The sequence below is a fragment of the Nonomuraea sp. GTA35 genome (assembly GCF_041950525.1).
In the GTDB taxonomy this organism is placed as follows: Bacteria; Actinomycetota; Actinomycetes; order Streptosporangiales; family Streptosporangiaceae; genus Nonomuraea.
On sequence record NZ_JBGNUV010000003.1, the window covers coordinates 384412 to 402133 of the forward strand.

The following is a 17722-nucleotide window of genomic DNA, read 5'->3' on the forward strand; positions in this document are numbered from 1 at the left end:
CAGGACGTTATCCCTCGTTGACCATCGCGTGTCAAGATCGCTTGGTCCAAGATCGTAAGCGAGAGGAACGTTGTGGGCTTATTCACCACGGCGGGGCGGCGGATCGGGAGCCTGGTGGCCACGGTCACCCTCGCGTCCGTCGCCTTCGTCCCGGGAGCGCACGCCGCCCCGCAGGAACAGAGCTCGGTAGGCAAGGCCACGATCGCCTTCGAACGCACCACCGCGTCGAAGTGCCCGCTGACCTTCAACGTGCACGGCTACTTCGAGGGTCTGCCCGCGGGAGCGCAGACTGTCCGGTACCGCCTCGTCGGCGCCGAGGAGTGGAAGACCGTCGAGGTGCCGGCCGACCACGGCGCCGTCCACAGCACCGTCCTGGAGACCCTGAGCTGGGAATGGGACTGGGAGTCGGGGCAGAACTCGGTCCAGATCGAGCTCGACCAGCCGGGCGGGCTCACCTCCAACGTCATCTACTACTTCGAGTGCTACCAGGGCGGAGGGCCGTTCGGCGTGGCCGCCGAGGACATCCCGCTCACCAGCGCGGGCGGCCCGCTGGCCGAGCTGGTCGCGGACGCCATGCTGGAGTCGGTCCAGGCCGTCACCGGGGCGGACACGGCGCTCGTCAGCAAGAACGGCATGCGGGACGTGCTGAAGGCCGGCCCGGTCACCTACGACCAGGTGTTCAACGTCCAGCCGGCGGGCCTGGCGGTGGACGTGAAGGCGATGACGGGCGCCCAGCTGAGGAAGCTGCTGGAGACGCCCGTCGACCCGCGGCTGGGCGTGCTGACCCCGGCCTCCTCGCTCCGCTACACGATCACCTCGGGGAAGGTCACCTCGCTGACGCTCAACGGGGTGCCCGTGTCGGACACCCAGGTGATCAAGATTGCGGCCAACTACATCCTGAGCGGCGGCGGGTTCGGCTTCCCGAAGTGGGAGGGAGCCGTCGACGTCGCCCGCAGCGGCCCGGACGACAGGGGCGCGCTGGCGTCGTACCTCGCCAACCACTCGCCGGTCCAGGCACCGGCGGGTGACCGCGTGACCATCCAGTAGGCACGGCCGATCGCCGGGCGGGGTGTGCTCCCGCCCGGCGATCCCCGGTCAGGTCGCCGGCGCGCCGCCCAGATAGAGGCGTCCCAGGCGCGGGTCGGCGGCCAGCTCCCGGGCGGGCCCCGAGATGTGCACCCGGCCGAGGTCCAGCACGCACCCCAGATCCGCCATCTCCAGCGCCCGGCGGGCGTTCTGCTCCACCAGCAGCACCGCCACGCCGGCCCGGCGCATGAGGTCGATCTGCTCGAAGACGACCTGCGTGTTGCGCGGGTCCAGCCCCATGGACGGCTCGTCCAGCAGCACCACCGACGGCTCCAGCATCAGCGCCCGCGCGAACTCCACCTGCTTCTGCTGCCCGCCCGACAGCAGCCCCGCCAGGCTCCCCCACCGCTCCCCCACGACCGGGAACAGTTCCTTGACGGCCTCGATCCGCGCGTTCAGCCGGGCCTGGTCGCGTACGGTGAAGCCGCCGAGCCGGACGTTCTCGGCCACCGTCATCTCGCGGAAGACGCTGTGCCCCTGCAGCACGTGCGCCAGGCCGAGGCCGAGCAGGCGTTGCGGCGGCAGGCCCGTCACGTCGCGGCCGGCCAGGAGCACCCGGCCCGAGCGGGGCGCGAGCAGGCCGCTGGCGACCCTGAGCGCGGTGGACTTGCCGGCGCCGTTGGGGCCGACGAGGCAGACGACCTCGCCGGCGCGGACGGTGACGGTCAGGCCGCGCAGCACGGGGGCGGCCCTGCCGTAGCCGGCCACGACGTCCTCCAGGGAAAGAACCGCCTCAGACACCGAGATACGCCTCCAGCACGCGCGGGTCCTGCCTGACGGTGGCGGGCGGGCCCTCGGCGATGGGCGCGCCGCGGTCGAAGACGATGACGTGGTCGCACATGCCCATCACCATGTCCATGTTGTGCTCAACGACGAGGAACGTGCGGCCCTCGGCGTTGAGGTCGCGGACGAGGGCCGTGATGCGGTCGATCAGCGCCGGGTTGACCCCGCCAGCCGGCTCGTCGAGCAGCACCAGGTCCGGCTCGGCCATGAGCACGGCGGCCAGTTCGAGCAGCTTCTGCTGCCCGTACGACAGGTCGCGCGCCTCGGCCTCCTCCAGGTGCTCGATGCCCATGCGGCGCAGCCAGTGGCGGGCCCGCTCGACCTCGCCCGAGTCGCGCAGGCCGGCCAGCAGCTCGCGCAGGCGGGTGCGGCGGACCGCGACCAGCATGTTCTCCAGCACGGTCAGGCGCGGGAAGATCCGGCAGAGCTGGAAGGTGCGGCCGATGCCCGCGTGCGCGATGCGGTGCGGCGAGTGCCGGGTGATGTCGCGGCCCCGGTGGAGCACCCGCCCGGAATCGGGCCTGATCATGCCGGTGACGATGTTGAAGAACGTGGTCTTGCCGGAACCGTTCGGCCCGATCAGGCCGTTGATCGCGCCGTCGCGCAGCTCGACGGTGGCGCCGTTCACGGCGAGCACGCCGCCGAACGCCTTCGTCAGCCCTTCCGTGCGCAGGCTCACCGCGTCACCCCCTGGAGTCTCTGGTCCGCGCTCTCGTCGGGGATGGACGGGCCGGTCCGCTTGCGGGTGAAGCGGGCCAGGATGCCGTCCGGCATGAACAGCACGACCAGCACCAGCACCAGGCCCGTCGCGGTCAGGTGGATCTGCGTCTCGCCCAGCGCGATCAGGAAGTACTCCCCCGCCGGGGCCACGATGAGCGCGCCGAGCAGCGGGCCGTACAGGTGCCTGACGCCGCCGAGCAGGCTCATCAGGACCATGTACGAGGCGATCAGGATCGAGAAGACGAAGATCGGGTCGAGGCTGCCGAACCAGAGCGCGTAGAGCCCGCCGGCCAGCGCCACGAACAGGGCGGACAGCGCGAAGGCCGCCACCTTGTACGCCCCCGTGGGCACGCCCAGCGACTCGGCCTTGTCCTCGTCCTCCCTGATGGCGCGCAGGCCCGCGCCGAAGCGGGAGCGGGAGACGTACCACCAGGACACCAGCGCGAGCGCGAGCAGCGCCAGGAACAGGTAGAAGAAGACCATGTGCGTCTGGCCGCGGTGCAGGCCGGGGAAGGGCGTGGGGACCTGCAGGCCCGTGGAGCCGCCGGTCAGGGAGCGCCAGCCCTGCACGATGAGGTTCATCATGGACACCAGCGCGATGGACACGATCACGAACGAGGCGCCGCGCACGCGTACCGCCGCGATGCCGACGCCGACGGCGAACGCCGTGACCAGCAGCGCCGACGCGAGCAGGGCCACGGCCCAGGGCACGTCCAGGCGGACGACGAGCAGCCCGGTGCCGTACGCGCCCAGGCCGAAGAACGCCGAGTGGCCGAGCGAGACGTAGCCGGTGAAGCCGCCCAGGAGGTTCCAGGAGGTGGACATGGCGGCGTACATGACGGTCAGCGCGCCCGCGTACACCAGGTAGTAGTTGGGCGCCAGCCACGGGTAGGCGATCGCCAGCGCGGCCAGCAGCAGCGGCAGCCCCCTAGAAACGGTGTGCAAGCCGGCCTCCGAAGAACCCCTGAGGGCGCGCGAGCAGGGTCAGGAAGAGGAAGACGTAGAACATCATCGTGGCCCAGGTGGCGTCCACGGTGACCAGCACGAGGCCCTCGACCACCCCGAGCAGGACGGCGGCCAGCGCCGCGCCCACCACGCTGCCCAGCCCGCCGACGACGATGATGGCCATGAGCTTGCCGATCCACACCCAGTGCGAGGCGGGGAAGAACGGCGTGATCAGCGCCAGCACGGTGCCGCCCACGGCGGCGGTGGCCAGGCCCACGCCGAAGCCGTACCCGGCCACGCGCTCGGTCCGGATGCCGACCAGCCTGGCCGCCTCGCGGTGCTGGATCGTGGCCCGCAGCGCCTGCCCGAACCGGCTCCTGATCAGCACCGCGAACAGCACGGCGAGGGTGAGCCCCGCCACCCCGAAGGCGATGATCTTGTCGTACGGCAGGTGCACGCCGCCGACGCTCAGCGACCGGGTGGCGTACTCCATGCTGACCGACTTGTAGGAGCCCGTGTAGAACGTGCCGAGCAGCCCCTCGATGGTGAGCGCGATCCCGAACGTCAGCAGCACCGACATCATCGCCAGGTTGTCCGGCGCGAGCCGGGCGATGAGCAGCCGCTGCACGGCCACGCCGAGCCCGAAGAAGAGCGGCACGGTCAGCGGCAACGCCAGGAACGGGTCCACGCCGAGCGTGGTGTGCACGGTGTAGGTGAGGTAGGCGGCCAGGAACAGGAACGCCGGGTGCGCCACCATGACCACCCGCATCACGCCGAAGTACAGCGACAGGCCGGAGGCGAGCAGGGCGTAGAGCCCGCCCGTCAGCACGCCCAGGGCCAGCCCCTGCAGGAGCAGGCTCACCATTCCCGCTTCGGGTAGACGAGGCCGGCGGTCTTGGCCTGCTCCGGGAGGACGATCTCGATCTTGCCGTTGACGTACTGCTGGATCATGTGCGCCTGCTCCGGCCTGCCCTTGTCGTCGAAGGACAGCGGCCCCACGACGGTCTCGAACGTGCCCTGCCTGATGTGCTCGGTCAGCTTGTCCTGGCACTCCTTGGTGGGGTCGACGCACTTGACGGCGTTCACGGCGGCCTCGACGATCTGCCCGACGGTGTAGCCGTTGGCGGCGTCCTCGTTGGCGTCGCCGCCGAACAGCTCCTTGTAGCGCTTGACCATCTCCTGGTTGCCGGGGAACGTCGCGGTGGCGGACCAGCCGACCGGCGAGAGGATGTGCTCGGCCGCCCCCTTCACCGCGGCCGGGAACTCCGCCAGCGTCGGCCCCGTCGAGAACGCCGCCAGCTTGGGCTGCACCCTCAGCTCCTGCAGCGCGCGCACCAGCCCGACCGAGTCCTCGAACTGCGTGCCGCCCACCACCAGGTCCGGCTTCGCGGCGGCGATCTTGGCGGCGATGGGGGCGAAGTCGGTGGTCTCCGGCGGGTACACCTCGTCCACGACGGTCTTGATGCCGGCCGCGGCCAGCTTGTCCCGCAGGCCGTACGCGGTGCCCTGCGCGAACGGGTCGTCCAGGCTGGCGTACGCCGCCGTCTTCGGCCTCCGGTCGGCCGGCAGCTTGATGATGTAGTCGGCCAGGTAGTTGTAGTGGTCGCTCGCGATCGCGGGCGCCGCGTAGAACAGCCGCCTGAAGCCCTGCTCGAACACCTCGGCGGCGGCTCCGGCCGGCTCCACGAAGAGCATGCCGTACGACTCGGCGACCTTCGCCGCGGGGATCACCAGGCGCGAGGAGAACGGCCCGAAGACCAGGTTGACCTTGTCCTGCGTGATGAGGGACTCGTAGTCGGAGCTGACCCGGTTGGGATCGGAGGCGTCGTCGCGGAAGATCAGCTCGACCTTCCTGCCGAGCAGGCCGCCCTTGGCGTTCACCTGGTCGGCCCAGACCTTGTACCCCTCCTGGATGCCCTTGCCCGGCTCGGAGAAGTCGCCGGTGAGCGGGAGCGAGATGCCGATCTTGACCGGCCCCTGCTGCTGTCCCGGCGACTGGGCCGCGCCGGGTTCGTCGGTCTTCGCGCACGCGGTGAGCGCCAGTGCGCAGATGGAGATGGTCGTCAGGCCCTTGCGAACTCTTGCCATCGAGGAGACCCCCGTCAGAAGAGGCTGAGCGAAAGCGCTTTCGGAAGCGCTTTCGGTTACGATTACACGGGATTCCGCCCTGGACAAGGGGGTCCGCACCACATGGCCAAGCGACCTTCTCTACCTGGCCCACCCCGTCTCGCTTCCCCGCCCCGCCCGCCCCGTCTGGTCGACGTGGCCGAGGCCGCCGGGGTCTCGCTGGCGACGGCCTCGCGGGCGATGAACGGCAGCACGGGGGTGAGCGCCGAGGTCGCGGCGCACGTCCAGGCGATCGCCACCCAGGTCGGGTACGTGCCCAACAGCCACGCGCGGGCGCTGGCCGGCGGGCAGGCGTCCATGGTCGGGCTGATCGTGCACGACGTGGGCGATCCGTACTTCGGCGAGATCGCCAGGGGCGTGCTGCGCGAGACCGACAGCCGCGGCTACCTGGCGCTGATCAGCCAGACCGAGCGCGACCCGCGGGCGGAGCTGGCCCGCATCCGCGCCCTGCGCGCGCACCGGGTGACCTCGATCGTGCTGGCCGGGTCCGGCTACGTCGAGGCGAGCACGGAGACCGACATCGCGGCCGAGCTGCGCTCGTTCACCGCGGCGGGCGGCCGGGTCGCCGTGATCGGCCGCCACCACCTGCCGGTGGACGCGGTGCTGCCCGACAACGCCGCCGGTGGCGCCACGCTTATGCGGCACCTGCTCGACCTGGGCCACCGCCGCCTGGGGGTGCTCGGCGGGCCCGCCAACCTGACCACGGTGGAGGACCGGCTGGCCGGGCTGCGGGCGGCGTTCGGCGCGGCCGGGCTCGACTGGGGCTCGGTGCCCGTCGTCCACGGGGACTTCACCAGGGAGGGCGGCGCGGCGGCCACCGCGCGGCTGATGCGGGCGCATCCCGGCCTGACGGCGGTGGTTGCGCTGAACGACCCGATGGCGGTGGGGGCGCTGTCGTGGCTGCTCAACCACGGGCGGCGGGTGCCGGACGAGATCTCGGTGGCCGGGTTCGACGACGTGCCGGTGGCTCGGGACGTGTACCCGGCGCTGACCACGGTGCGGCTGCCGATGGTGGAGATGGGCAAGCAGGCGCTGGAGCTGGTGCTCAGGCCGCCGGCGTCCCGGCCGCGGCGGCGGCGCACGCGGCACGAGCTGGTGCTCCGCGCCTCCACCGCCCCGCCGCCCCCTTGACATGACCTTGTGCCGGGTTACGATCCGAACGTCCCGAAAGCGCTTTCGCCCCCCGGGGCGCCGCGAGAGGACCCCCGATGCCAGCCTTTCGCACCCGAACCCGCACCGGCGCCACCGTCCTCCTCCTGATCGCCGCGCTCTGCACGCCCCCGTCGCCCGCGCTGGCGCAGCCGGTGCCCGTCGAGGACCCCATCCCCGAGAAGCCGATCGCCTCGCCGCTCACCCTCACCCTGGAGGAGTTCGCCTCCTTCCCGGAGAGCGAGCCGATCCCGCCTCCGAGCAACGACCCGCGGCTGGTGCGCCACGCCAGGATCAACTACCTGGGCGAGCTCCCCGACGGCTCCCGCCGCCTGTACGTCAACGACCTCAACGGCAAGCTGTACCTGCTCGGCCAGGACCGGCAGCCGGTGGAGTACCTGGACGTGGCCGCCGCGTTCGCCCCGGACTTCGTCTCGGGGCGCGGCCTGGGCAGCGGTTTCGGCTTCGCCGCCTTCCACCCGGAGTTCGGCGGGAACGGCAGGTTCTACACGGTCCACACCGAGTGGGGCGCCGCGCTCACCACGAAGACCCCCGACCTGCCGCCCCAGCCCGGCACCAGGTTCCACGGCGTGATCATCGAGTGGACGGCCGCCGACCCGCGCGCCGGCGTGTTCTCCGGCACGCGCAGGGAGGTGCTCAGGCTCGGCTTCTCCGGCCAGTCCCACGGCATCCAGCAGATCGACTTCAACCCCGGCGCCCGCCCCGGCGACGCCGACTACGGCCTGCTCTACATCGCGGCGGGCGACGGCGGCCGGGGCGCCTCCAGCGACGACCCGCAGAACCTGGCCATCCCCCAGGGCAAGATCCTCAGAATCGACCCGACGGGCACGGACGGCCGCAAGTACGGCATCCCGCCCGCGAACCCCTTCGCCGGCCAGGAGGGCAGGCTCGGCGAGATCTACGCGTACGGCATGCGCGACCCCCACCGCTTCAGCTGGGACGGCGACCGCATCCTGCTCGGCCACATCGGCGAGCACGCCATCGAGGCCGTCTACGACGTCGGCCCCGGCGACAACCTGGGCTGGAGCGAGCGCGAAGGCTCCTTCGTCTTCGACAAGGCCGACCGCTGCCACCTGTACACGCTGCCGGACGACGACGCGCGGTACGGCTACACCTACCCGGTGGCCGCCTACGACCACGACCCGCCGCCCGGCCACCCCTGCAACGCCGACAGCGGCCACGCGATCGTCGGCGGCTTCGTCTACCGCGGCGAGCGGCTGCCGCTGCTGTCCGGGACGTACCTCTTCGGCGACATCGTGGACGGCCGGGTGTTCTCCTCCGTCGCCGCCCACCTGCGCGAAGGGGCCGGCCGCGCCGCGATCTACGAGCCCCGCCTGGTGGACGCCGCCGGAAACGCGGTGACCATGCGGGACCTGGCCGGCGACACCCGCGTGGACCTGCGCTTCGGCCGGGACGGCAGGGGCGAGCTGTACGTGCTGTCGAAGGCCAACGGCAAGATCTGGAAGGTCACGCGGGCCGACTACGCCCCGGCCGGCGTGCTGCCGTCGTTGCGGCGCGACCTGGTGGCCGCCTACGACTTCGAGCACCCGCTGCCGGGCGACCCGGCCCGCGAGCAGGACCAGGGCCTGTCAGGCACCAGCCTCACGCTGGTCAACGGCGGCGCCGCGATGCGCGTCGAGGACGGCGCGTACCGGGGCAGCGTGCACGCGCTCCAGACCCGCCAGGTCGAACCGGCCGCGGCGGGCAACGACGACTGGAAGGCCGGCGTGTACGCCGAGTCCGGCGTGCCCACCCTGCGCTCCTTCAACGCGGTCGCGGGCACCACCGTCATGGGCTGGTTCAAGCTGCGGTCCGACGGCCCGGCGCTCAACTCGAACACCCCGGACCCGGCCGACCGTTACAACGCGATCGGCCTGGCGGGCGTCCTCAGCGGCACCTCCCAGGGGCACGACGTGCGGGCCCTGCTGGAGCTGATCACGGTGAACGGCGAGCTGAAGGTGGTGGCGCTGGCCAGGAGGGTGGACGGGTCCGCCTCCCAGACCTTCGCCGCCGGCCTGCCGTGGCAGCGCGTCCTCCCCCGCGACCAGTGGGTCTTCCTGGCCGCCACGTTCGACTTCGACACCGGCGCCATGCGCCTGTACCGCAACGGCCGCCCGCTGGACGGCTCCTACACGGTCACCGGCGACCCCTGGGGCGTGGCGGGCGCCCCGGAGCCCGATCTCACCTCACCGACCGACCCTCGGGGCATCAAGATCGGCGGCAGCTACCCGCAGAACACCAGGGAGCAGAACCCCTGCGACTGCCGCATGGACGGCCTGCTGTTCCTGGACCGGGTGGCCACCCCTGGCGAGATCAGGGCACAGTACGAGCTGCTCCGCCACCGCTAGCCGACGACCTGCATCTTCTTCGTCCGATGGTCGGTGAGATGCAGGTCTCCGCCGAGCCGCTCCCTGAGCAGATCGAGCACCTTCCTGCTGGACAGCACGGTCCAGAGCGGTCCCACCAGGTGCGGGTTGTACTCGGGGGCGGCGTCCATCCAGGCGTCCTTGCCTGCCTGGCTCATGAACGTCGTGACGAAGAACTCGCCGTCCGGGGTCTTGCAGTACCCCGTGCGGAGCTCGGTGGCGTTCACCTGCATGCGCGGCGTGCAGCCCACCTTGGCGGAGAGCTGCTCGACCGTGAGGGGGGCGGCGCCGGCCCGCTGTCCGGCTGCCGCGACCTGGCCGCCGCCGCTCCCGGAGGAGCAACCGGCGACCAGCCCGGCCAGCAGCGCGAAGGCGGCCAGACGTGGAATCGTCGTCATGTGCGGAGGTACGCAGGTTCCGCGGGGGGAGTTCAGACACCGGCTACTTCGGTTGGGGTGTCATCGAGACCCGGTGGTCGGTCAGGTGCAGGTCGCCGTTGAGCGGTCCGCGCAACGTCTCCAGCACCTTCAGCGGCCCCAGCACGGTCCACTTGGGCCCCACCAGGTGCGGGTTGTACTCGGGCGCCCGGTCCATCCACTCGTTCTTGAGCTGCTCGGTCTTGAAGGTGTTGACGAAGAACTCGCCGTCCTGCGTCTTGCAGTACGCCGTGCGCACCTCGTCGGCGTCGACCTGCATCTTCGGCTTGCAGCCGACCTTGTCGGAGATCTGCTCGACCGTCATGGGGGCGGCGGTGGCGGGCTGGGACTTGCCTGCTGCGACGTAGTCGCTCCAGCCGCCTCCTGAGGAGCAGCCGGCGACCAGTCCGGCCAGCAGCGCAAGAGCGGCCAGACGTGGAAATGTCGTCATGTGCGAGGGTACGCAGCCCCGCGCGACCCGGTTCACCGCAAGACGACGCAACCTCGCGCTTCCAGGCGGCGCAGCACCTCGGGCTCGCCGTCGAGCTTGTTCCACCGCAGGTCGAGCTTGTCCAGGTCGGGCAGGTCGGCAGGCAGCTCCCGCAGCCGGTTGTTGCGCAGGTCGAGCTGCTTGAGCCCGGCCGGCAACGTCGCGGGCAGCTCGCGAAGCAGGTTGTTGCGCAGGTCGAGCTGCCTCAGCCCCGGTGGCAGCGTCGCGGGCAGCTCGCGCAGCCGGTTGCCCTGCAGGTGCAGCTCGCGCAGCCGCGACAGGCGGCCGATCGAGCCGGGCAGCCGCTCCAGCCGGTTGTTGTAGAGCCGCAGCTCGACCAGCGAGGCCATGGAGCCGATCGAGTCGGGCAGGGCCCGCAGCCGGTTGTCGGTCAGGTTGAGATAGGCCAGCCGGTCCAGCCGGCCGATCGAGCCGGGCACCTCGGTGAACAGGTTGTCGCTGAGGTAGAGGTAGTCGGTGAGCGGCAGGTCGCCGAGCTCGGGCGGGATCTCGGTGAGCCGGTTGTGCCCGAGGTCCAGCATGCGCAGCCGGGTCAGGCCGCCGATGGCGGCGGGGATGCCGGTGAGGGCGTTCTCGGCCAGGTTGAGCGATTCCAGGCCGGTCAGCTTCCACAGCGTGTCCGGCACGCCGCTCAGCCCGTTCCCGCCGGCGGCCAGGTGGCGCAGGGCCGGGGGCAGCCGGTCGGGCAGGGCGGCGACGCGGTTGCCGTACAGGAAGAGGGTCTGCAGGCCCGGCGGGAGGTCGGGCAGGGCGGTCAGCTCGTTGCCGTCGAGGTGCAGCGCGCGCAGCGCGGCGAGCCCGGACAGGGCCGGCAGCTCGCGCAGGCGGTTGCCGTCGAGCCGCAGCTCCTCCAGCCCGGCGAGCCCGGCCACCCGCTCCGGCACCTCCGTGATCGCGTTCCACGCCAGGTCGACGACCCGGACGTCGGCGGGCACGGCGGGAAAGGCGGTCAGGCCGGAGTCGGGGGCACGCATGCCGCCGATCATCCCACGCGCCCGCCGGCGGGCGCGCTACCGGCGCGCTACCGGCGCGCTACCGGCTGGGGCCCGTCAGCCCGTACGGGCGGCGCGCAGGTCGAACAGCTCGGACGGCGAGATCGGCATGCGGTTGATCTCGATGCCCTCGGCGTCCTCGAGGGCCGAGGCGATGACGGCGGAGACAGGGATCACGCCAGCCTCGCCCGCCCCCTTGATGCCCAGGGGGTTGAGCGGCGACGGCGTCTCCAGGTGGCCGGTCTCGACGTGGGGGATCTCGGTGGCGTACGGCATGAGGAAGTCCATGAAGGAGGCGTTCACGAGCTGCCCGTGCTGGTCGTAGACCATGCGCTCGTACAGCGCGCCCCCGATGCCCTGGGCCACCCCGCCGTGGATCTGCCCCTCCACGATCATGGGGTTGATCAGCCGCCCGCAGTCGTGCACGACGGCGTACCGCAGGACCCTGATCTCGGCGGTGTCGGGGTCGGTCTCGACGATCGCGGCGTGCATGCCGGCCGCGAACGTGGACCTGATCGGCGAGTAGTAGTCGCGCCCCTCCAGCCCCGGCTCCTCCCCCTCGGCGACCGGCGGCCGGTCGGGGGTGGCGGTCCCCGCGAACTGGGTGGCCTTCGCGGTCTCCTCGTCGAAGGCGTACCGCAGCGGGTTGGCCAGCACCGCCACCGTGGACAGCGGGATGGCGGCGGACGGGGCGCCGGCCACGTGCACGATGCCCTCGGCGATGTCGAGGTCGTCCGGGTTCGCCTCCAGCGCCTCGGCGGCGATGCGCAGCGCCTTCTCGCGCACCTTCCTGCAGGCCAGCGCGATGGCGTTGCCGCTGACGACGGCCGCTCTGGAGGCGAAGGTGCCGACGGCGTAGCCGAACCTGCGGGTGTCGCCGGTGACCACCCTGACCCGCTCGATGGGCACGCCCAGCTCGGTGGCGGCGATCTGGGCGAACGCCGTCTCGTGCCCCTGCCCCTGCGAGGTGAGGCCGGTGGAGACGTGGACGAGGCCGTCGGAGGTGATCTGCACGTGGCCGCCCTCGTACGGCCCCACGCCGGTGCCCTCCACGTAGCACCCGATCCCGATCCCGAGGCCCGGCCGGCGCTCGAAGGTGTCCCAGCCGATCAGCTCCTTGATCATCCGCAGCATCTCGGGGTAGTCCCCGCTGTCGTAGATCAACGGCCGCCCGTCCTGGAAGGTCATTCCCTGGTCGTAGGGGAACTCCTCGGGCCGGATGAAGTTGGCCGCCCGCACCTCGGTGCGGTCCTTGCCGAGGTACCGGGCGATCTTGTCCATCGTGCGCTCCATGCAGAAGACGCCCTGGGGCCGCCCCGCCCCGCGGTAGGGCGTCACCTGCACGGTGTTGGTGTAGACGGCGGTGAACTCGACCCGGTAGGCGCCCGGCTTGTACGGCCCCAGCAACTGCGTCGAGGTGACGATGGGGACGATGATCCCGTACGGGGTGTAGGCGCCGTGGTCGTGCAGGATCGTCACGTCGAGCCCCAGCACGCGCCCGTCGTCGTCGAACCCGACCCGCACGTACTGCACCTGCCCCCGCTCGTGCGCCGAGGCGATGAAGTGCTCCCTGCGGTCCTCGGTCCACTTGATCTCCCGGCCGAGCGTCATGGCGGCCCACGGGACCAGCACCTCCTCGGGCCACGGGTGCACGATCTTCACCCCGAAGCCGCCGCCCACGTCGGGCGCGATCACCTCGACCTGCGGCAGCGGCAGGCCCAGCGCGGCGGCCACGGCCATGCGCACGCTGGTGGAGGTCTGGGTGCTGGAGTAGACGCGCAGGTCGCGGCCGTCCCAGCGGGCGTACACGCCGCGGCCCTCCAGCGGCGTGCTGGCGCTGCGCTCGATGTCGAGCCGGAAGGCGAGCGTGTGCGGCGCGGTCTCGATGGCCTGCCTGGCGCCGCTCCCGTCGGCCGCCGCGACCTCCTGGACGAGGTGCGCGCCGACGTTCCCCGGCACGTCCTCGTGGACGAGCTGGGCCCCCTGGACGGCCTCCTCGATGCCGACGACGGGCTTGAGCGGCTCGTAGTCGACCTCGATGAGCGCGCAGGCGTCCTCGGCGGCGTACCGGTCGGCGGCCACCACCATGACCACCGGCTCGCCGACGTGCCTGACGACGTCCCTGGCCAGCGGGTAGGCGGTGCGCCCGTGCGTGAGCGCGGGGTGCGGGATCAGCAGCGGCAGCGCCCGGCCGACCCGCTCGGGCAGGTCCTCCCAGGTGTAGACGGCGACGAGCCCCGGCACGTCCAGCGCGCCCGCCACGTCGATGTCGCGCACGCGGGCGTGGGCGTGCGGCGAGCGCACGAACGCCGCCGCCAGCGCCTCGCGGCCCAGGTCGTCGAGGTAGCGGCCCTGCCCGGTGAGCAGCCTGGGGTCCTCGCGCCGCTGGACGGCCTCCCCGAACAGCTTGGTCGTCATGCTTCCTCCGCCAGCAGCTCGGCGGCCCGGTGCACGGCCTTGACGATGTTCTGGTAGCCGGTGCAGCGGCACAGGTTCCCCGAGATGCCCTCGATCACCTCGTCGCCGGTGGGAGCCGGGTTCTCCTTCAGCAGGGCCGTCACCGTGCACAGGAAGCCCGGCGTGCAGAACCCGCACTGCAACCCGTGGCACTCGGCGAACGCGCGCTGCACGGCCGACAACCCGCCGTCCGGTCCGGCCAGCCCCTCCACGGTGGTGATCTCGGCGCCGTCGACGGTCACGGCGAACGTCAGGCACGACCGTACGGGCCGCCCGCCCAGCAGCACCGTGCAGCAGCCGCAGACGCCGTGCTCGCAGCCCACGTGCGTGCCGGTCAGGCCGAGGTCGTGGCGCAGGCAGTCGGACAGCAGCCGCCGCGCCGGGACGCGGACCCGCCTGGCCGTGCCGTTCACGACGAGTGTGATCTCATGCTCCACGGGCCGCAGCCCCTTCCCGCGCCGCGTTGCGCAGCGCCCGCTCGGCCAGCACGCCCACCAGGTGCCTGCGGTAGGCGGCGGAGGCGTGGATGTCGGCTTCCGGCGCGGTCGCGTCCCGCACGAGGGCCGCCGCCGCGCCCCAGCCGGCGTCCGCGGCGGGCCCGCCCGCGCCCGCCTGGCCCAGCTCCACGACGACGGGCGCCGGGCCGACCCCGATGCAGGCGACCCTGGCGCCGTCCGGGGTGACCACGGCGCACACGCCCGCCAGCGCGTAGTCCCCGTGCCTGCGCGCGACCTCCTCGAACGCGGTCCCGGCCCCTTCCCCCAGCGCCGGGAAGAAGGCCGACACGGCCAGCTCGCCCGGTTCGACCGCCGACTCCATGGGCCCCACGAAGAACTCGTCCGCGGGCACCTCCCGCACCGTGACCCGGCCGTCCCAGCGCGCCACCCGCACGCTGCCGCCCAGCACCGCCAGCACGGCGGGCAGCTCGGCGGCGGGATCGGCGTGCACGAGGCTGCCCACCACGGTCCCCCGGTTGCGGATCACCGGATGGGCCACCAGCTTGAGCGCCCGGGTGAGCAGCGGGTGCACCTCGGCCCGCTCGACGTCCGCGTGCCTGGCCAGCGCCCCCACCGTCACCCCCGCCGGGCTCGCCTCGATCCCGTCGAGCCCGGCCACCCGGTTGATGTCCACGACGTGCTCGGGCGCGGCCAGCCGCATGTTGAGCATCGGGATGAGGCTCTGCCCGCCTGCCAGCACCTTCCCGCCGACCTCCGCGAGCGTGCGCAGCGCCGCCGGGAGGTCGCGGGGCGCGTGGTAGGTGAACGGCGGCGGCTTCACCCGGCCTCGCTCCTGACGGGCTCGGGGCTGCGGCCCGCGATGGCACGCAGCAGGTGGTAGCCGCCCAGCACCACGACCGTGCCGAGCGCGATGCCCTCCAGCGTGAAATCGCCGCCGATGAAGTGCTTCACAGGTCCGATGGCCAGGATGATTCCCGCGCCGATCGGAACCATGTTCACGGGATCGGCGAAGTTCACCCGGTTCTCGATCCAGATCTTCGCGCCGAGCAGCCCGATCATCCCGTACAGGATCACGGTCACGCCGCCGAGCACGCCGCCGGGCGTGGCCGCGACGAGCGCGCCGAACTTGGGGCAGAGCCCGAACAGGATCGCGATGACGCCGGCGATGTAGTAGGCGGCGGTCGAGTACACCTTGGTGGCCGCCATGACGCCGATGTTCTCGGCGTAGGTGGTGGTGGGCGAGCCGCCGACGGCGCTGGTGACCACGGTGCCGACGCCGTCGGCCATGACGGCGCGCCCCACGTACGGGTCCACGTCCGTCCCGGTCATCTCCCCGACGGCCTTGACGTGCCCGATGTTCTCGGCGATCAGCGCGATCACGGCGGGCAGCACCAGCAGCACGGCCGAGGTCCTGAAGTCGGGCGCGTGGAAGCTCGGCAGCCCGAACCAGGGCGCGTCGGCCACCGACTGGAAGCTCACCCGGTCGTGCGGGAAGGCCGTCGCCACGCAGTACGTGCCCTCGACCGGGCAGGCGTTCCCGGCGGCGTCCCGCAGGTTGGCGCCCGGCAGCACGGACGTGACCGGCCCGGCGGCCCTGTCCAGCACCCACGACAGCACGAACCCGGCCACCAGCCCGATCAGCACCCCGATCCGCCCGGCGAACCCCTTGAACGCCACGATCACCACGAACGTGATCAGCATCGTGACGAGCGCCACCCAGTGGTCCTGCGGCCAGTAGACGTCCGCCGCCACGAACGCCAGCCCGAACCCGATCAGCATCACGACCGCGCCGGTGACCACGGGCGGGAAGACCCGGTGGATGATCCGCACGCCGAGGAAGTGGATGGCCAGCCCGGCCAGCGCCAGCACGAGCCCGGCGACCAGGATGGCGCCGGTCACGATCGCGTCCGCGCCGCCGGTGTCGCCGCCGGCCGCCGCCCTGATCGCGAACACGCCGCCGACGAAGGACGCGCTGGTGCCCAGGTAGCTGGGCACCTTCCCCTTCACGATCAGCAGGAACAGGATCGTCGCGACGCCGGACATCATCACGGCCACGTTCGGGTCCAGCCCCATGACCAGAGGGAACACGAACGTCGCGCCGAACATCGCGATCACGTGCTGCGCCCCGAACCCCACCATCCGGGGCCAGCTCAGCCTCTCGTCGGGCCTGACCACCTCGCCGGGGGCCAGATGCTTGCCGTCACCGTGTTTGGTCCATCCCACAACCATGCGAGCCCCTCTTGTGCCGGGCGCCTGGACGTACCGTTCGCGGGCACATTAGGCCCGCCGGCACGCTCCTACACGGGCATGATCTGCCAAATCTGACCCGCCGACCAGAGAGAACCTCGCGCACACGGGCGCGGCCGCCTTGTGAGGGGGACTACCGCCGTACGGCGCGCAGCAGGTGGTAGCCGACGAGCAGCACGATGGTGCCGAGCGCGATGCCGCTGAGCGCGAACGTGTCGGTGATCGGGAAGGCGACGGGCCCGATGGCGCAGATGATGCCGGCGCCGGTCGGCACGAGGTTGCCCGGCTCCGACAGGTTCACCTTGTTCTCGATCCAGATCTTGGCGCCGAGCAGGCCGATCATCCCGTACAGGATGGTCGTCACGCCGCCCAGCACCCCGCCCGGCGTGGCCGCGATGAGCGCGCCGAACTTGGGGCAGAGCCCGAACAGGATCGCGATGACGGCCGCGATGTAGTAGGCGGCGGTCGAGTAGACCTTGGTGGCCGCCATGACCCCGATGTTCTCGGCGTACGTGGTCGTCGCGGAGCCGCCCACGGAGGTGGCCACGACGGTGCCGACGCCGTCGGCCATGACCGCCCGCCCCATGTAGGCGTCGACGTCGGCCCCGGTCATCTCGCCCACGGCCTTGACGTGCCCGACGTTCTCGGCGATCAGCGCGATCACCACGGGCAGCACCAGCACGATGGCCGACACCTCGAACACGGGCCCGTGCAGCGACGGCAGCCCGATCCAGTCGGCCTGCGCCACCGCGTCCAGGTTCACCCGGAAGTGCTCGGTCACCTTGCCGCTGTCGTCGGGCGCCGTGATCGGCCCGCCGGCGAGGTCCCACGCCCAGGACAGCAGGAACCCGAACACGAGCCCGAGCAGCACCCCGATCCGGCCGAGGAAGCCCTTGAACACCCCGATGAACACGAACGTGGCCGCCATCGTCAGCAGCGCCACCCACGGGTCCTTCGGCCAGTAGACGTCCGCCGCCACGTACGCCATGCCGAACCCGATGAGCATCACCACCCCGCCGGTCACGATCGGCGGGAAGACCCGGTGGATGACGCCGACGCCCAGCTTGTGGATCGCGAACCCGCACGCGGCCAGCACGACCCCGACGACGAGCAGCGCCCCGGTGACGGTCGCGTCGCCGCCGCCGGCCGCCCTGATCGCCACGACGGCCCCCACGAACGACGCGCTGGACCCGACGTAGCTGGGCACCTTGCCCTTGACGATCAGCAGGAACAGGATCGTCGCGACCCCGGACATCATCACGGCGAGGTTCGCGTCCAGCCCCATGACGAGCGGGAACACGAAGGTCGCGCCGAACATCGCGATGACGTGCTGTGCCCCGATGCCCACCATCCTGGGCCAGCTCAGCCGCTCGTCCGGCTTGACCACCTCACCCGGCGTCAGGCGCTTCCCATCGCCGTGCACCTTCCACCCCAGCGCCACGAA

General features: G+C 71.9%; 16 protein-coding genes. 3 read left to right on the top strand and 13 right to left on the bottom strand.

Going from position 1 to position 17722, the window contains the following annotated elements; translation table 11 throughout:
• Positions 1-72 precede the first annotated feature (72 nt).
• Positions 73-1047 carry a 5'-nucleotidase C-terminal domain-containing protein gene (locus ACBJ32_RS14955; protein WP_375127217.1) on the top strand — a complete coding sequence of 325 codons (975 nt, stop codon included), beginning with the start codon at positions 73-75 and terminating at the stop codon, positions 1045-1047.
• A 48-nt stretch (positions 1048-1095) separates the two neighbouring features.
• Here the strand turns inward: ACBJ32_RS14955 and ACBJ32_RS14960 are convergent, their stop codons facing one another.
• Genes ACBJ32_RS14960 through ACBJ32_RS14980 form a run of 5 tightly spaced genes read right to left on the bottom strand, consistent with a single transcriptional unit; the run spans position 1096 to position 5622 of the window.
• Positions 1096-1827 (bottom strand): ABC transporter ATP-binding protein, encoded by a 732-nt coding sequence (locus ACBJ32_RS14960; RefSeq protein ID WP_375127218.1) that lies wholly within the window; start codon positions 1825-1827, stop codon positions 1096-1098.
• The gene (locus tag ACBJ32_RS14965) at positions 1820-2548 is read right to left on the bottom strand and encodes an ABC transporter ATP-binding protein (RefSeq protein WP_375127219.1); all 729 of its coding nucleotides are present in this window, start codon (positions 2546-2548) and stop codon (positions 1820-1822) included. Before ACBJ32_RS14965 ends, ACBJ32_RS14960 begins: the two co-directional genes overlap by 8 nt.
• A complete protein-coding gene (locus tag ACBJ32_RS14970; RefSeq protein WP_375127220.1) occupies positions 2545-3534 on the bottom strand; it encodes a branched-chain amino acid ABC transporter permease in 990 nt (329 codons plus the stop codon). Before ACBJ32_RS14970 ends, ACBJ32_RS14965 begins: the two co-directional genes overlap by 4 nt.
• Positions 3518-4399, bottom strand: coding sequence for a branched-chain amino acid ABC transporter permease (locus ACBJ32_RS14975; RefSeq protein ID WP_357868830.1), 882 nt, complete (start codon positions 4397-4399; stop codon positions 3518-3520). Before ACBJ32_RS14975 ends, ACBJ32_RS14970 begins: the two co-directional genes overlap by 17 nt.
• Positions 4393-5622: an amino acid ABC transporter substrate-binding protein gene (locus tag ACBJ32_RS14980; protein WP_375127221.1), complete on the bottom strand. Its 1230-nt coding sequence runs from the start codon at positions 5620-5622 to the stop codon at positions 4393-4395. Before ACBJ32_RS14980 ends, ACBJ32_RS14975 begins: the two co-directional genes overlap by 7 nt.
• Positions 5623-5796: 174 nt before the next feature.
• On the opposite strand from ACBJ32_RS14980, the gene ACBJ32_RS14985 reads away from it, so the two are divergent.
• The gene (locus ACBJ32_RS14985) at positions 5797-6792 is read left to right on the top strand and encodes a LacI family DNA-binding transcriptional regulator (protein ID WP_375127222.1); all 996 of its coding nucleotides are present in this window, start codon (positions 5797-5799) and stop codon (positions 6790-6792) included.
• A gap of 77 nt (positions 6793-6869) precedes the next feature.
• Positions 6870-9179: a PQQ-dependent sugar dehydrogenase gene (locus ACBJ32_RS14990; protein ID WP_375127223.1), complete on the top strand. Its 2310-nt coding sequence runs from the start codon at positions 6870-6872 to the stop codon at positions 9177-9179.
• Here the strand turns inward: ACBJ32_RS14990 and ACBJ32_RS14995 are convergent.
• The 8 genes from ACBJ32_RS14995 to ACBJ32_RS15030 all read right to left on the bottom strand — a co-directional run bounded on the left by ACBJ32_RS14995 (position 9176) and on the right by ACBJ32_RS15030 (position 17719).
• Positions 9176-9595 (bottom strand): hypothetical protein, encoded by a 420-nt coding sequence (locus ACBJ32_RS14995; RefSeq protein ID WP_375127224.1) that lies wholly within the window; start codon positions 9593-9595, stop codon positions 9176-9178. The two genes, ACBJ32_RS14990 and ACBJ32_RS14995, sit on opposite strands and share 4 nt — an antisense overlap.
• Before the next feature lie 43 nt (positions 9596-9638).
• Positions 9639-10064, bottom strand: coding sequence for a hypothetical protein (locus ACBJ32_RS15000; RefSeq protein WP_357868817.1), 426 nt, complete (start codon positions 10062-10064; stop codon positions 9639-9641).
• 32 nt (positions 10065-10096) lie between these two features.
• Positions 10097-11098, bottom strand: a complete 1002-nt coding sequence (locus tag ACBJ32_RS15005; RefSeq protein ID WP_375127225.1) for a leucine-rich repeat domain-containing protein — start codon at positions 11096-11098, stop codon at positions 10097-10099.
• A 75-nt stretch (positions 11099-11173) separates the two neighbouring features.
• On the bottom strand, positions 11174-13534 hold the full coding sequence (cutA, locus tag ACBJ32_RS15010; RefSeq protein ID WP_375127226.1) for an aerobic carbon-monoxide dehydrogenase large subunit: 2361 nt from the start codon (positions 13532-13534) through the stop codon (positions 11174-11176).
• Positions 13531-14010, bottom strand: coding sequence for a (2Fe-2S)-binding protein (locus tag ACBJ32_RS15015; RefSeq protein ID WP_357868809.1), 480 nt, complete (start codon positions 14008-14010; stop codon positions 13531-13533). The genes cutA and ACBJ32_RS15015 overlap by 4 nt, the downstream gene beginning before the upstream one ends.
• Positions 14000-14851: an FAD binding domain-containing protein gene (locus tag ACBJ32_RS15020; RefSeq protein ID WP_375127227.1), complete on the bottom strand. Its 852-nt coding sequence runs from the start codon at positions 14849-14851 to the stop codon at positions 14000-14002. The genes ACBJ32_RS15015 and ACBJ32_RS15020 overlap by 11 nt, the downstream gene beginning before the upstream one ends.
• Positions 14848-16260, bottom strand: coding sequence for a uracil-xanthine permease family protein (locus tag ACBJ32_RS15025; protein WP_375127228.1), 1413 nt, complete (start codon positions 16258-16260; stop codon positions 14848-14850). The genes ACBJ32_RS15020 and ACBJ32_RS15025 overlap by 4 nt, the downstream gene beginning before the upstream one ends.
• Before the next feature lie 151 nt (positions 16261-16411).
• On the bottom strand, positions 16412-17719 hold the full coding sequence (locus tag ACBJ32_RS15030) for a solute carrier family 23 protein (protein WP_357868802.1): 1308 nt from the start codon (positions 17717-17719) through the stop codon (positions 16412-16414).
• Positions 17720-17722 lie beyond the last annotated feature (3 nt).